Consider the following 13,970-nt stretch of genomic DNA (forward strand, 5'->3'; position numbering starts at 1 on the left):
ACGCCAATGAGCTAAACCCACACCCCAACATGGCCAACGCCGCCGAATACCCGGTGGGCAGATCTGGTGGCCATGAGTGGGCAGTATTCATGGCCACCAGCGGGCATTTTTGCTGGCCGCCTATGGGCACAAACTATTGGCCATTGACATCTAGTTGCGGCCGCGTGAACGAGGCCTCGAACCCGGCCGCCTTTATCTGGATGTCTTTGTCCCCATTGATCAGTTTCCGAAGCTGCGGTTCGAGCCTGGTGAACACAAAAATCAGGACGGCCGGCCAGATTAAGACGCCAATCAAGCCGCCGATGGCCGATAGGAGACTGCTGGTCTGATCAGCCGACATCATTCCTCCCGAAACCGGTGCGCAGTTTTCTCTTCAAGAATCCAGACCGCACTGTGTTAATCGAATCCGCCTGCCCGTCGGCCATGCGAGCCCGGCCGGGATACTGTGACACTGATCGGCACCTAATGTGAGCGCCAACGGATATCGGCGTCCTTGTCGCTTGGGGTGTGTCCACCAGGGAGGGGGGCAATGTGGGCCACTCGTCGCTCACACAATCCCGCAGCTGGCGCTGGGCCTGGCGCCAATACCTCGCACCTTCATCGGAACCTGGCTGACAATATCCTCGAGGATAAGGCCCCACAGACATCGCCGGATTGCGCCGCTATATCCGGTTCTGAGTGCCACGATAGGTTATGGACGAGATCATCCCATCGAGCCCGTCCAGGTGACCCTGGCACAACACAACCTGCGCTCGACGCTGAGCCAACACACTGAACGCGGTCTTTACACCGGGTCCGGCTGTACACATCCCAGACGGTCGTCCCAACAGACCCACGCCCTGCCCGCGTGGCTGCCCCAACGGCGCTCCTCGGTGATCCTTGTGATCACTGATCTTATGGGGTGGCCCCGTGGGTTCCCGTGATCAGGATGCCCTGCCCGGCTATGGTGAGGGTGTTGCCGGTTACCGTCACTTTTGCATCGGTGTTGATTGCTTTGGTTAGGAGATAGTCCTGTGCGGTTATTGCCGGCGGGCAGCCTCGGAGGGTGGTGTCTGCGCCGGTGATCGTGTAGCCGTCCGGGTTCCCGGTGTAGGTTCCGTGGATGGTGTTGCAGCCGGTGTCGGCTGAGAACGTGCTCGCAGTGAAGGAAATGGTTGGGTGGCTGTCGGACATGATGGGCTGTCCGGAGCCGTTTTCCGCTATTTCCGTTATCTGGAAGGTTTGGCCCTCAAGCTGGTGTGTAGACGGTGATCCACCGCCTCGTGAACATGCACCCAGAAGCATGGCCGTTGCGAGGAGGACCGACGTAAGGATTACAAGTGTCCGTCCATGTCCCTGTTTGCCCGTTACCTTCGGCCGAAGCGGGAGCACGCGGCTGTTGGGGGAGTGAACCCCCATCCAACCTGTGCTCCGACGTTCAGGCGGGCCAGTTGTTTTGCGCCCATATGGCAAGGTCGACCATGGACTTTCCCCCGGCCTCAATGTTGTTGTCCTCGTCCCAGAGTCCGAACGGGGTGCCGCTGATCGATTCGCCACCGCTGGTGGTTCCAATGGCGTACGGAGACGAGCCCCACCACCCGAAGAACGGGCCTCCCGAGTCACCGCCAGTGGCGTCTCCGTGATGCTCAAGCTCCTTTGCGTCTCCGTCGTTGTCGTCGTCAAGCACCGGGATGCCCGGCTGGTAGGAGGGGCGTTCGCCGCCGGCGACCGCTGCAGGATACCCCGCCAAGGTCCAGTATGCGCCCCCTTGCCAGTTCGAGGTATATGTTTTGGTTCCCATCCAGCCCAGCGATGAACCGACGGGGTTGTACAGCCGCAGCACCGCCACGTCATGGGCGGCCACGGTGTCATTTGTGTTCCAGCCCCGGAAGTCCGACACGTAAGACTCAGCCCCTGCGCCGTTCACGGAAGCACCGTTCCAGTATCCGGGCACGAATCTCATGGCCCAGCTGGCGGCGCCCCAGGGGCACACGTGACCGGCCGTCAGGACGTGCCGCGGGCCGATGAGCACACCCGAGCCCCACCAGGTCCAGCTCCCGCCCCCGGCCCAGTTCGTCCAGGTGAAGATGCGGCCAACGCAGCTCCATGGGTAGGAACCGGGATAGTACACAGCCCGGTCGTCCGGTCCATAGACGCCGTAGTAGGGCTCTACTTGGGAGCCGTTTATCCGCCGTAACGGAGGTCGGGCTGTTATCTGTCCCGCCAGGTGAGGTTGGGCGGACTGGGGCGCCCATGGAGGGCGCATGGGTTCAGTGGCTGCCTGTACGGGAACATGGTGCTCAGAGCGGTTGAGCCTCTCGCCACTTTGACCCGGGCGGCCCAGGAGTGTCGTTGCAGGAAGGACCAGTTCCAACGCGTCCTGTTCTCCGTCGGCTGGACTAACCAGCTGACTTATGGCATCAGATCCGCCAGGGATTCCCTGCACGTATAGGCGTTGTTGGGACATGCTGGAGGAAATTTCCGCCGGCACATCCTCGGTCGAGGAAAGATCCGGCATTTTCGCTATATCGTCAGGCAGAAGCGGTGGATTCTCGGACGATGCGGCGCGTGTATCAGTCATGACTATTTTCCCTATTCTGCTTGGACCCGCGCGGACCATGCGGGTGTTTGGTCGGCTTTGAATCTGGCGTAATCCACGCCGGGGAATCGCGCAATGGCGCAGCCGGCCATGAGGGGGTTGGGTCGGATGGTGCCCACGGCTGGAGCGTCGACGGTTGCGGTGACCCATGGCGTGGCACCGGTAGGGGCGATGCGGTGATGCGGACATTTTTGTGGGTGCTCCACGGGCGTCGCCTCATATTGGCCCAGATCTTTGAGCATGTCCTCACTAAACGAGGCCTATCGTTACTCGCGCGTTACAGCAAAGCAGGGGGGAGAGGTGGCCCCTGTTCATTCGAGGGAAACATGGGATCACCGCCCTTCATCGCAACGCTCCGTTTGCTGCTAACAAGAGGACAGTAACGTGCCCGTAACGCCCGCCTACCTATGCTTGCGGCTTGCGGCCAAAGAGGTCAGCAGATCTTCTGGAGGTAAGCAGTTATGGCAAAAGTAGCAGCGCAATCCGAGATCGTGAGAGGTTACGGATGGAAGCCGGACCCGCCCGACCAGCGGGATCGATTGTATGCGGCGCCTCCCCCCGTTCAAGAAATCCTTCCGGCACGAATGGATCTGAAGTCGCTGTGCCCTCCCATTTACGATCAGGGTCATTTGGGTAGCTGCACCGCAAATGGCATTGCGGGCGCCATGGAGTTTGATGCCCTTAAACAGGGCATCGCAGGTTACTCGACGCCTTCGCGATTGTTCATCTACTACAACGAGCGAGAGCTGGAGGGCACCCTTAATACCGATTCCGGCGCTTATATACGCGACGGCGTGAAGAGCGTCACGAAACAAGGCGCCTGCTTCGAAACGGCGTGGCCGTACGACATCAAGAAATTTGCTGTCAAACCTTCTGATGACTGCTACCAGAAGGCACTGGATCATCAAAGCCTCGAGTACTCCAGGGTGGCCAGGGATCTGACCCAAATGAAGGGGTGCCTCGCTGAGGGCTACCCGTTTGTATTCGGCTTCACGGTCTATGAGAGCTTTGAAAGCCCCGCTGTGGATGCTTCGGGAACGGTCCCGATGCCGCTCCACACCGAGAAGGTTCTCGGTGGGCACTGCGTTATCGCCGTCGGATATGACGACGCCACGGCCCGTTTCGAGATCCGCAATTCGTGGAGTACGGGGTGGGGGGATCAGGGATACGGCACGATGCCGTACGCGTATCTGCTCTCGCGTGGTTTGGCCAGCGATTTTTGGACCATTCGGCGGGTCGAATGAACCGTCGATAGGAAACCCTTCCGTCGATCCAGCCTACAAGGGACCGGAGTGGCCATGGGCGACGTAGTGATAAGGAACCCCGTCGACGGGCAGGTGTGTAGCATGACAGCGAGTGACCGGCTCGTTGTCATGCTACCCGTCCACCCATCAACCGGCTTCCGATGGTCTGCGGAGGCACGCGGTGACTTGATCAGCGCCGGCACGTTGGAGGATTCCGAGCGGATCCAGGGTCCCCCAGGTAGCGGAAGTTCACGGGGCTTCGTCTTTCGGCCCCTGCGGAAGGGAACCGCTGAAATCGCCTTCAAGTTACGGCGCCCATGGGAAGGGGACGCGTCAACGATCCAACAGATAGGGATTACCGTCACGATCACGCCGCAACAGTAGGCCGCCCATGCGACCCGCGCTCTAATCGTGCGGGAGGTTACCGGGCAGCCAGACTTTGTTCTCCACGTAAAATCAACCGGACCCGGCCTGAAGTGGAGGGTTTCACACAGCCGCCGCGGCCGTGTCAACGCTGGTCCCCATGCTTTAGGGCAGCCTGATGTAGTGACTGTCTGACCGGGGAGTCGCCTGCCCATTGGATGTGGAGAATGGGCCTCATTGTCGATAATGGAGCGCACCGGCAGCGTCGGGAGCGAACCAAGACGAAGTTGGGGTAACACACTTTCAGGGCGCGACTTCGGTTCGTTCTCGCGATCAACGGAAGGCCGCGCGGAGCCACGCACCCTGTCGACCTGCAACGGAGCCCGTGATATCCACCCGACCCTTACCCTGTCGAAGAGTTTCGTCCGGGTGTGAGGAACGTGAGGGAGCTCGCTCAACCCTCTCTGCACGTGGTCTAGACAGGTGCAAGAAATCATTCGAGTCTGAGCCAAAAAAGGATAGGACCTTGACGTCTTCAGATGAAATCGCCATTCTCGCCACCGTCATATCGTTGTTTTCCGCACTTGCCGTTTGGCTCACGTATAGGCGAGGCATTGTCGCCGAACGGCGTGCGCGAATGCCCGCCCTGGTGTTCAGATACAACGAAGCCAATGAGCTGTGTGCCGTCAATGTCGGCAAGGGGCCGGCGATGAACATCGTCTACGCACAAGGACGTCGTCCCAACGCCCTGGCATCTGAGCCCATAGTCCTCAAAGCTGGACGTCACGAGCCCTGGTTCAGCCCGATTCACCTGAGGCCGATCGAGCCTGGGGGGGTCCGTGGTGATCGTACGAATGGTCAAGAATGCGGGGCTTGGGCTAAAGACGCTTTTGGCAGCCACTATGTCGTCAAGACCGGCCCGCAGGGGATGCGCGTGTTCGAGGGTCGTCGCCACCTTCCGGCCTGGAAACTGGCCGGAATGTGCTACCCGGAGGAGGTGGCCGCGCTGGATCCAGAGGCAACGCGATGGGGAGAGTGCGCGCCTTGGCGGTTCCCGAAGTCGAACCGACCCCAAGGCTCCCCAACGCATCGGTCCTCAATGTAGCGGGTTTCGACCGTAGGCAGCGCTTTGCGAACGGTGGGACCCGAGATCGAACGGATCGCCCCTACGCAGTGTACGTAGTCACGTTTGATGGAAGCCAAGCGAAGCCTTACATCGATGCTTGACTTTTCGATGAACGCGTACGAAGTGGATGATCAGATGCTCGCATCAGTTCGAGGAACCAGGGGAACGATGGATGTTGGCGAGGAGCAGATCTATCGGCCGTCCACGTACTCCTCGTGGCAGGCCCATGAAGCAGATGAAGGCCGCCGTACGGGTGAAGCGTGTTCCTGCCGGCATGCTTCCCCAGCGGAACGGAGTTGCGGCTTCGCACACGCGACGGAAGGCCTGTTTCGGTCGTCTGAGGTGGCACCCGGCGCGTCATCCCCTGGTGCTGTACAACGAAATTTCCTCATGCGCTTGGGTATTCTGCCGTTGCCATGTTCTGCTCGCGAACCGCGATTGATCCAGTGCTAGCTACGCCGATCACCTAGGAGATCCGCTGTCCGTTTGGTCTATTCGCCGGCTTCGGGTTCGAGGGTCGTTGTTGCGTCGAGGGCGTCGTCGACGACAATAAGGTAGTTGTCCCGACCCGCAGCGAGTRGGATGGAGTGGTCGCCGTATTTGGTGTAGGCGAGGTCGACGGCGTCGTTGGCGTTTTGGTGATGTTGAGCCTGCGCAGGAGACGGGCGATATCGAGGGTGTCTTTGTCGCGTTCGGCGGCGATCTTCATGGCCAGGAGCGTTTCGGCGTCTGCGGCTTGGATGGTGAGTCCGTCGAGGTGTTCGAGTTCGACCCAGGTGGCGTTGTCGGGGACGAAGGCTGCGGCGTTGGAGTTGAGCCAGTCGGGCGCGAGGTCGTCGGCAGCGGCCATTTCTGTCACGACGGCGTTGACGGCAGCGTTGTCGGCGTAGCTGGCGTCGATGTCGGCGGTGGGGCGGTTTCCGATTCCTTGCAGGATGAGCGCGGCGCCGCCTACGAGTTTGATGTCGCCGTGGAAGCCGCGGGCCTTGAGGCGTCGGGCGAGTTCCTGGAGGAGGGCGTGGATTTGTCTGGCGTTGAGTTCTCCGCCGGTCATGCTGTGGCCAGGCTGCGTTCGCGGATGAAGACGTTCATGGCGGCGAGTTCCGGCGGTGTTTCAGATATGGTGAGTTGCTTCATGGGTTCGCGGATGCTCCGGTAGGACTCGGCGGGCATCCATGCTGCGTTGAGGGGTTTGATGCGTCTGGTCCAGGGCGGCGCGGGCTGGTGGAGCCGGTGTGCAGTGTAGTTGGTGATGCCGGCCAGGGCTGCGGACCAGTGTGGTTCTTTGAGGCGGGGGCTGCGCTGGAGTAGCGGTCGTCCGGCTTTGAGGGATGCGGAGGCGTAGTCGGCGAGCATCTTGATGGCGAACTCATAGTCGCCTGAGTTGATCAGTTGGGTGAAGGTTTGGGCGTAGTCTCGCCGTGCCGGGTCGTGGTCGCTGCCGCGGGGGATGGCGTCGGTGGCTTCCAGCGACAGGCCGAGGGCTGCCAGGATGGCCAGGGTCTTGCCGAGTTCGGCGCGTTCGTGGCCGGCTTCGAGATCTATGAGGAACTTCCGTGACACGCCGGTGGCCTCCGCGAGGGATTGTTGTGACAGGCCCCGTTCCTGGCGTCGGGTACGGATCATCGCGCCGACTGCCGCGGGCGTGTCGATGCTGGTTCCGGATCTCATGGCGTCCTCCCTTGTTGTCAACTATTATGTCACCGAACGGTGACAAATGCTTTTTTGTGGCCAGGTACTTTGGCCTCTTTAGTTGGTCATGTCCTCCGCCGTCGGACACGCGATGAACGGCGAGAGAGATCGCCGGCGAAGGGAAAGAGGAGGGAAGGTGTACGTGGGTCCCACACTTGAGCTCGAGTGTCACGTCCGGACGAAATCGTCACCAGCATCTCCTGGCGAGGGTGGCGCCAGTCCGGGGTCGTACATCTCAGCCATTTCTGGCGTATTCGGATGGTCGCCGCAAGGCAAGAAAGAGGTGTGCACAATGTGCACACCCTACTCCGCACCCGCATGAGCTTCGACACCGCAACCAAGGACTACGTGACCCGCAGCCGGGCAACAGGGAAATCAAACCGCGAGATCCGCCGGAACCTCAAACGGTACGTCTGCCGCTCCATCTTCCGCCAACTCCAAACCATCATGGCTTGACAGAACCCATAGAAGAGTCATTTTGGGTTGATGTCCCTGGCCAGATAGGCAGCCGCCCGGCGCAGAATCTCGTTCTCCTGCTCCAACAGACGGTTGCGCTTCTTCAGCTCCCGCATCTCGGCCGACTCCGACGCTGCCGGGCCGGCCCCGGATTCTTTACGTTCAGCGATAGCAATCCAGCGCTTTAACGTCGTGACCGACAGCCCGAAATCCTTAGCGATCTGCGCGAGCGGCGCCTCGCCCTTGCGGGCCACATCAATAACATCCTGGCGGAACTCCGCCCCATAAGCCGTGGGCATGGTCAACATCCTTCCACGAGCACAAGCTCGCTAGGTCAAGCAGTCAACAAAACCGGGGGCAGTCCCCTGCCGGAAACACCATCCGCATTTGCGTATGTAGAGTCAAAGATCTTCGGAGCGCCGGCATGTTCGAGCCAGACGAACCGATGAATATCTAAATTGTCTGCGGATCCGGTCCCTCCCGAATCCCTTAACGGTGGCTTAGGCCGGAGTGTCTCTGTCCGAAACAGGGCCGCTGGCAGGCCTCTCCTGGTTAGCTGCACCGAGGTCAGGATGGTAGCCGCACACCGGGAGCGCTGTGACAATCCGGGCATGCACTGGGAAATTTTTCCGGCCCCGCACAAGACCCCAACCCAAGTGTGACGTCGCGGAGCGCGTCCCACCCGGCCCCCGCTTCACATTTTTGGCTGGCGGGGGCGGGCGCGCGTCGGATCCGGAGTTGCCGAGGGCAAGATTTGACGGCGCGTGACCGTGTACCTGTGGGTAGGTTTCGTTGCGTTGCCCTGCATTGCGCTGAATTTCGCTCCTTTCCGCAGCGTTGCCTTGAGCGTCGGGATTGCTCAGTGCGACGCCGTGTGGAGGCCCCGTTACCCCCGGTTTCCCCGCATGAACGCCGGTCTTCTGCGGCACTTTCATTTCTGTTCTCATGGTTGAGACACAGGCCGTTCTGGCCAGCACCTCCCCCCAAATCCACCCCGTACAAGCACAGAAGGTCCCTCCATGAATAACCCGCACATAGCCCGAGGAACCTTTTCCTTCCTTAGTGTGGCCGCGGCCATGACCGCCTCTTTGGTGGTCTCCGGCTGTGGGGGCCCGGCTACCGCCCAGGCAGGATCCGGGGGCGCCGAGGTGACCGAACTGCGCTACGAAGGATCAGCCAACAGTGTCAGCCTGCCCGAGCTCGCCGAGGACCTGGGATACCTGGGTAACGTCAAGCTGAACTGGGTGGGAAACACCATCAGCGGCCCGGCCAGCATCCAGTCCGCCGCCACCGGCGCCACCGATTTTGGCGGAGCCTTTGCCGGCGCCGTCGTCAAGCTCATCGAGGCAGGCGCCCCGGTCACCGCCGTCGTCAACTATTACGGGGAGGACGAGAAGACCTTCAACGGCTTCTACGTCAAGGACGACAGTCCGATCCGCACCCCACGTGATCTCATCGGCAAAAAAGTGGCCGTCAACACCTTGGGCGCCCACTCGGACGCGGTGTTGAACAGTTACCTGAAGAAAAACGGGCTGAGCCAGGACGACATCAAGCAGGTCCAGCTGGTCGTCGTTCCACCGAACGACACCGAGGAAGCGATTCGCCGCGGGCAGGTCGACGTCGGCGTCCTGGGCGGGGTGCTGCAGGACAACGCGGTCGCCAAGGGCGGCCTGCGTTCCCTGTTCAACGACTTCGAGCTGTTCGGAACATTCGCTGGAGGCCAGTACGTCCTGCGCAGAGACTTCATCCAGCAGAACCCGGAGACCACGAAAATCTTCACCACCGGCGTCGCCAAGGCCATCGAATGGGAACGCAACACCCCCCGCGAAGAGGTCATCGCCCGTTTCACAAGCATCATCGACAAGCGCCAGCGCAATGAAAGCACTGCGACCCTGAAGTACTGGAAGAGCGTCGGTGTACCCGCCAAGGGAGCCATCACAGACCAGGATTTCAGCCGCTGGTCCGATTGGCTGAAGGATACCGGCATCGTGACCGGGGACGTCACGCCGTCCAAGTACTACACCAACGAATACAACGGATTACTCAAGGCTTCGTCATGACAACCGGCTCTGCACCCAAGATCAGCCTCCAGAACGTGGGGAAATCCTTCACCGTCAGGCCCACCAGGGACGCCCCGCTCGGCTCCACCTTGACTGCGCTGGACGGGATCAGCCTCGATGTCGCCGCCGGGGAATTTATCACCCTGGTTGGTCCCAGCGGTTCGGGCAAGACCACCCTCCTTGACGTCCTGGCCGGACTCACCCGGCCCGACACCGGAAAGGTTCTGGTCGATGGCAAGGAGGTGACCGGACCGGGCAGGGACCGGGCCGTCGTCTTCCAGCAGTACGCACTCTTCCCCTGGCGCACGGCCGCGGCCAACGTCTCCTTCGGGCTGGAAGGCCCGGGAAAGGACGGCAAACGGTTCAGCCGCAGGGAACGCACGGAAAAAGCACGCACCTACCTGGAACTCGTGGGCCTGGCCGGTTTCGAAGACCGCTACCCGCACGAACTCTCCGGCGGTATGAAGCAGCGCGTGGCGATCGCCAGAAGCCTCGCCTATGAGCCGGACGTCCTGCTGATGGACGAGCCTTTCGCAGCCTTGGATGCCCAGACGCGTGAACAGTTGCAGGAGGAACTGCTGCGGATCTGGCGGACCACCGGGAAAACCATCATCTTCATCACCCACGGCATTGAAGAAGCCGTGTACCTGGGCCAGCGGGTCGCCGTACTCAGCTCGCGCCCGGGCCGGCTCAAGGAAATCGTTCCCATCGAACTCGGTGACCGGACAGGTGAGGGTGACGTTCGGGCCAACCCGGCATTCGTGGAGCACAGGCACAAAGTCTGGGCGCTCCTTCACGACGAAGTCCTCAAAGCCCAGCACGCCGGTCATGCAAAGATCCTCCCGGACGGCACCGCCCCCGATGCAGCGCCCAAGCCCATCCCCGGAAAGGCAGCCTGATGAGCGCACCCACCCTGACAACAGAAAACCACCCCACCACGCCGGCTCCCGCCACCCCGGACAAGGCCGGCGACTCAGCTTTGCAGAGACCCAACGCTCCCGCCACGGGTGTTTCCTGGGTGCAGCGCGGGGTACTGAATACCGGCAGGGCCCTGTGGAGGGCCGGTGCGGTCCTGCTGTTCCTCCTTCTCTGGGAACTCGGACCTCTCTACCTCGCTCCCGACTCCACCAGGGTGTTCCTGCCGCCGCTGCACGATGTCCTGGGCGCACTCGGCGCGCTGATCGCCAAAGGCCAACTGCAGAACCACCTCGCGGCGAGCCTCAGCCGGTCCGCGAGCGGATTCGGCATCGCGGTGGTATCGGCCGTCGTGCTGGGCCTCCTGGTTGCCTGGTACGGAGCCCTTGACCGTTTCCTGAACCCCCTCCTGGAAGTCTTCCGGAACACAGCCGCGCTGGCCCTTCTTCCGGTCTTTACCCTCCTGCTGGGAATCGGCGAAACCTCCAAGATCAGCATCGTGGCATACGCCGCGTTCTTCCCGGTGCTGCTCAACACCATTGCCGGGGTACGGACCGTGGATCCACTGCTGATCCGGGCGGCCCGCTCGCTCGGCCTGTCGAACTTCACGCTGTTCCAGAAAGTCATCCTGCCATCGGCGGTACCCACCATCTTCACCGGCATCCGCATGGCGGGCACCTCATCGATCCTGGTACTCATCGCCGCCGAGATGGTCGGGGCAAAGGCCGGCCTCGGCTACCTCATCGTCAACTCGCAAATGAGCTTCCTTATCCCTGACATGTACGCCGGCATCCTGACTGTGTCGCTGCTCGGCCTGCTGGTCAACTACCTGCTCGTCCGCGTCGAACGCCACTTCTCCCGCTGGCGCACCGCCGTCGGCGCCGGGAACGGCTAGCAACTGTCAGCAAGCATCTTCCCCTGAACTGCAACTTACTGAACTGCAACTTACTGATCTGCAAAGGAAAACACCATGTCCGTCATTACTGAAACAAGGCTCCAATTCACCAAACTGGGATCCCGCATCGGCGCTGAAATCCGCGGGCCGGATCTTAGCGCGGATCTCAGCGACGCCACCATCGCCCAGGTCCGTGAGGCGCTGAACGTGCACAAGGCCCTCGTGTTCCGGGACGCAAACGGGCTCGACGACGACACGCAGGCCGCTTCGCCAAGCGCTTCGGCCCGCTCACCAACGCCCATCCCACGGTGGCGTCGGTGGACGGCAAACCGGCGGTTCTGCCGGTGGACAGCGAAAACGGCAGCGCCAACAACTGGCACACCGATGTCACGTTTGTGGTCAACCCGCCCCAGGCCTCCACCCTGCGCAGCATCACCCTCCCCACCTACGGCGGGGAAACCCTCATTGCTTCATCAGCCGGCGCGTACCAGGACCTACCGGAGGAGCTGCGCAATTTCGCGGACACGCTCTGGGCGATCCACACCAACGACTACGACTATTCGGTGCCCAAGAACTTGGAACACGCCAACGCCGAGGAACGCCGCAGGGAGTTCACCCGCATCCACTTCGAAACGGCCCACCCGGTGGTCCGCGTGCATCCGCTCACCGGTGAAAGGGGCCTGTTTATCGGCGGGTTCGCCCAACGGCTGAGGATCGTCGGGCTGTCCAACACCGAATCCAAAGACATCCTCCGGCTACTCCAGGCGTACATCACCCGCCCCGAAAATGTGGCCCGGGTGAACTGGGAACCGAACCAGCTGGTCCTATTCGACAACCGCATCACCCAGCACTACGCGCCCGACAACTTCGACCGCCAGCCCCGCAAACTGAACCGGGTGACCATCGCCGGCGACATCCCCGTGGGGGTGGATGGCCGCAGCAGCACGTCCATCAAGGGGGATTCGTCCTCCTACTCCGAAACGGTTGTCCTTGACGGGCCCGCTTCTGCAGGGGTTCAGCGATGACCGGGCCGAGGCAGCTCCACCTCAACGCCTTCCTGATGAGCACCGGCCACCATGAAGCATCGTGGCGGCTTCCGGAGAGCGACAGCCATGCCGGTACCGATGTGGCCCATTTCCAGCGGCTGGCGCAGACAGCAGAGCGCGGGAAACTGGATTCGATCTTCTTCGCCGACTCCCCAGTCCTGCACGGAGACGTCACCCAACGGCCCTACGGGGGCCTGGAACCCACCGTGCTGCTGGCCGCGATAGCGGCCGTCACAGAGCGGATCGGGCTCATCGCCACGGCATCGACGACGTACAACGAACCGTATAACCTCGCCCGGCGCTTCGCTTCGGTGGACCAGATCAGCGGCGGCAGGGCAGGCTGGAACGTTGTAACCACCGCAGGGGATGCCGCGGCAAAGAACTTCTCCCTTGCCGGCCAGCCTGCCCACTCCCAGCGCTACGAGCGCGCCGCGGAGTTCCTCGATGTGGCCAAAAAGCTCTGGAACAGCTGGGAGGATAATGCGATCGTCGCGGACAAGGCTGCCGGCATCTGGGCGGACAATACCCAGGTGCACCAGGCCAACCACGACGGTAAGCATTTCCAGGTCGAGGGCGCCCTGGACGTCCCGCGGTCCGCCCAGGGACACCCTGTGATCGTGCAGGCCGGCTCGTCAGAGAACGGCAAGGACTTCGCCGCACGGTATGCAGAAGCGGTCTTCACCGCGCATCAAACCCTGGGCGATGCCCAGGCTTTCTATGCTGATCTGAAGCAACGCACGGCCGCTGCCGGCCGTGATCCGGAAACGATCAAGATCCTGCCGGGCATCGTTCCGGTCATCGCCTCAACCCAGGAGGAGGCGCGCCGGCTCGAGCAGGAACTCGATGACCTCATCCTGCCCGAGCACGCCCGCAACCAGCTTGCCGGGGTATTGCGTGTCCATGCGGAATCCCTGAAGCTGGACGCCCAGCTGACGGCCGACCTCCCCTCGGAGGTCCACATTGAAGGGGCCAAGAGCAGGTACACACTGATCGTGAACCTCGCGCGACGGGAACGCCTTACCGTGCGGCAGCTCATTGGTCGACTCGGCGGGGGGCGCGGGCACCGAACGTTCGCCGGGACGCCGGAGCAGGTTGCTGACGCCATCCAGGGCTGGTTCGAGGCCGGCGCGGCGGATGGTTTCAACATCATGCCGCCCGTACTGCCCTCCGGGCTGGAGATCTTCGTGGACCACGTCGTTCCCATCCTGCAGGAACGGGGACTCTTCCGGCGCGAGTACTCGGGACGAACCCTTCGGGAGCACTTCGGACTGGCCAAACCCGCCAATTCGTTCAGCGCCGTGCCGCTATCGGTCTAGAACGGACTGGACGAAAGGACAGCGTCCAATGACGAGTCGCGCGGCATCACACACATTCGAAATTTGGCGCACCGATCCGGAAAGTCTGATTTTTCCGGTGCTACTATGTCATCGCTGGGGTATCTAAGTAACGAAAAACGGCCGGTGCTTGAATCACGGAGGAATCTCCTATTTTGCCTCCATGGCTCGAAGTTGTATTTTCATCGCGCCGCTTTCACGACTTGAGCATGGCCTTGCGGGGCAGCAGACAGGAGTGGTTCACAACCATGTACTGAGGCT

The 13,970-nt window shown here is 61.8% G+C and carries 13 protein-coding genes and 2 pseudogenes; 10 read left to right on the plus strand and 5 right to left on the minus strand.

Annotated features, from left to right (window positions below):
• Nucleotides 1-329, plus strand: a 329-nt coding sequence (locus AC1DIM_RS07120; RefSeq protein ID WP_477709800.1) for a hypothetical protein, incomplete at its 5' end; no start/stop codon positions are given.
• 565 nt (nucleotides 330-894) lie between these two features.
• Here AC1DIM_RS07120 and AC1DIM_RS07125 read toward each other — a convergent pair.
• Nucleotides 895-1,398 (minus strand): META domain-containing protein, encoded by a 504-nt coding sequence (locus AC1DIM_RS07125; RefSeq protein WP_477709801.1) that lies wholly within the window; start codon nucleotides 1,396-1,398, stop codon nucleotides 895-897.
• A gap of 19 nt (nucleotides 1,399-1,417) precedes the next feature.
• Nucleotides 1,418-2,110 (minus strand): trypsin-like serine peptidase, encoded by a 693-nt coding sequence (locus tag AC1DIM_RS07130; protein WP_477709802.1) that lies wholly within the window; start codon nucleotides 2,108-2,110, stop codon nucleotides 1,418-1,420.
• A gap of 929 nt (nucleotides 2,111-3,039) precedes the next feature.
• Between AC1DIM_RS07130 and AC1DIM_RS07135 the strand changes: the two genes are divergently transcribed.
• The 3 genes from AC1DIM_RS07135 to AC1DIM_RS07145 all read left to right on the plus strand — a co-directional run bounded on the left by AC1DIM_RS07135 (nucleotide 3,040) and on the right by AC1DIM_RS07145 (nucleotide 5,290).
• On the plus strand, nucleotides 3,040-3,822 hold the full coding sequence (locus AC1DIM_RS07135; protein WP_477709803.1) for a C1 family peptidase: 783 nt from the start codon (nucleotides 3,040-3,042) through the stop codon (nucleotides 3,820-3,822).
• A 102-nt stretch (nucleotides 3,823-3,924) separates the two neighbouring features.
• Complete coding sequence (locus AC1DIM_RS07140) at nucleotides 3,925-4,206, plus strand: protease inhibitor I42 family protein (protein WP_477709926.1); 282 nt, start codon at nucleotides 3,925-3,927, stop codon at nucleotides 4,204-4,206.
• Between the two features lie 505 nt (nucleotides 4,207-4,711).
• A complete protein-coding gene (locus AC1DIM_RS07145) occupies nucleotides 4,712-5,290 on the plus strand; it encodes a hypothetical protein (RefSeq protein ID WP_477709804.1) in 579 nt (192 codons plus the stop codon).
• Nucleotides 5,291-5,777: 487 nt separating this feature from the next.
• Here AC1DIM_RS07145 and AC1DIM_RS07150 read toward each other — a convergent pair whose 3' ends face one another.
• Nucleotides 5,778-6,365 carry a DUF6036 family nucleotidyltransferase gene (locus tag AC1DIM_RS07150; RefSeq protein WP_477709805.1) on the minus strand — a complete coding sequence of 196 codons (588 nt, stop codon included), beginning with the start codon at nucleotides 6,363-6,365 and terminating at the stop codon, nucleotides 5,778-5,780.
• Nucleotides 6,362-6,982, minus strand: coding sequence for a helix-turn-helix domain-containing protein (locus AC1DIM_RS07155; protein WP_477709806.1), 621 nt, complete (start codon nucleotides 6,980-6,982; stop codon nucleotides 6,362-6,364). Before AC1DIM_RS07155 ends, AC1DIM_RS07150 begins: the two co-directional genes overlap by 4 nt.
• Before the next feature lie 315 nt (nucleotides 6,983-7,297).
• Between AC1DIM_RS07155 and AC1DIM_RS07160 the strand changes: the two genes are divergently transcribed.
• Nucleotides 7,298-7,459 (plus strand): hypothetical protein, encoded by a 162-nt coding sequence (locus AC1DIM_RS07160; RefSeq protein ID WP_477709807.1) that lies wholly within the window; start codon nucleotides 7,298-7,300, stop codon nucleotides 7,457-7,459.
• A gap of 20 nt (nucleotides 7,460-7,479) precedes the next feature.
• Here AC1DIM_RS07160 and AC1DIM_RS07165 read toward each other — a convergent pair.
• A pseudogene (locus tag AC1DIM_RS07165) lies at nucleotides 7,480-7,758 on the minus strand (transposase); the annotation flags it as partial.
• Nucleotides 7,759-8,478: 720 nt separating this feature from the next.
• On the opposite strand from AC1DIM_RS07165, the gene AC1DIM_RS07170 reads away from it, so the two are divergent.
• From AC1DIM_RS07170 to AC1DIM_RS07190, 5 genes and pseudogenes are all read left to right on the plus strand, one after another.
• Nucleotides 8,479-9,519, plus strand: a complete 1,041-nt coding sequence (locus AC1DIM_RS07170) for an ABC transporter substrate-binding protein (RefSeq protein ID WP_477709808.1) — start codon at nucleotides 8,479-8,481, stop codon at nucleotides 9,517-9,519.
• On the plus strand, nucleotides 9,516-10,418 hold the full coding sequence (locus AC1DIM_RS07175) for an ABC transporter ATP-binding protein (protein WP_477709809.1): 903 nt from the start codon (nucleotides 9,516-9,518) through the stop codon (nucleotides 10,416-10,418). The genes AC1DIM_RS07170 and AC1DIM_RS07175 overlap by 4 nt, the downstream gene beginning before the upstream one ends.
• Nucleotides 10,418-11,329: an ABC transporter permease gene (locus AC1DIM_RS07180; RefSeq protein WP_477709810.1), complete on the plus strand. Its 912-nt coding sequence runs from the start codon at nucleotides 10,418-10,420 to the stop codon at nucleotides 11,327-11,329. The genes AC1DIM_RS07175 and AC1DIM_RS07180 overlap by 1 nt, the downstream gene beginning before the upstream one ends.
• 75 nt (nucleotides 11,330-11,404) lie before the next feature.
• A pseudogene (locus tag AC1DIM_RS07185) lies at nucleotides 11,405-12,354 on the plus strand (TauD/TfdA dioxygenase family protein).
• The gene (locus tag AC1DIM_RS07190) at nucleotides 12,351-13,691 is read left to right on the plus strand and encodes an LLM class flavin-dependent oxidoreductase (protein ID WP_477709811.1); all 1,341 of its coding nucleotides are present in this window, start codon (nucleotides 12,351-12,353) and stop codon (nucleotides 13,689-13,691) included. The pseudogene AC1DIM_RS07185 and the gene AC1DIM_RS07190 overlap by 4 nt, the downstream one beginning before the upstream one ends.
• Nucleotides 13,692-13,970: the final 279 nt, after the last annotated feature.

It is taken from the genome of Pseudarthrobacter sp. 01T43 (assembly GCF_056398665.1).

What these genes read in the sequence shown, in the direction of transcription:
- AC1DIM_RS07125 (WP_477709801.1), bottom strand. Translation starts at nt 1,398, where the DNA reads ATGGGGGTTCACTCCCCCAACAGCCGCGTGCTCCCGCTTCGGCCGAAG.
- AC1DIM_RS07135 (WP_477709803.1), top strand. Translation starts at nt 3,040, where the DNA reads ATGGCAAAAGTAGCAGCGCAATCCGAGATCGTGAGAGGTTACGGATGG.
- AC1DIM_RS07140 (WP_477709926.1), top strand. Translation starts at nt 3,925, where the DNA reads ATGACAGCGAGTGACCGGCTCGTTGTCATGCTACCCGTCCACCCATCA.
- AC1DIM_RS07155 (WP_477709806.1), bottom strand. Translation starts at nt 6,982, where the DNA reads ATGAGATCCGGAACCAGCATCGACACGCCCGCGGCAGTCGGCGCGATG.
- AC1DIM_RS07170 (WP_477709808.1), top strand. Translation starts at nt 8,479, where the DNA reads ATGAATAACCCGCACATAGCCCGAGGAACCTTTTCCTTCCTTAGTGTG.
- AC1DIM_RS07175 (WP_477709809.1), top strand. Translation starts at nt 9,516, where the DNA reads ATGACAACCGGCTCTGCACCCAAGATCAGCCTCCAGAACGTGGGGAAA.
- AC1DIM_RS07180 (WP_477709810.1), top strand. Translation starts at nt 10,418, where the DNA reads ATGAGCGCACCCACCCTGACAACAGAAAACCACCCCACCACGCCGGCT.
- AC1DIM_RS07190 (WP_477709811.1), top strand. Translation starts at nt 12,351, where the DNA reads ATGACCGGGCCGAGGCAGCTCCACCTCAACGCCTTCCTGATGAGCACC.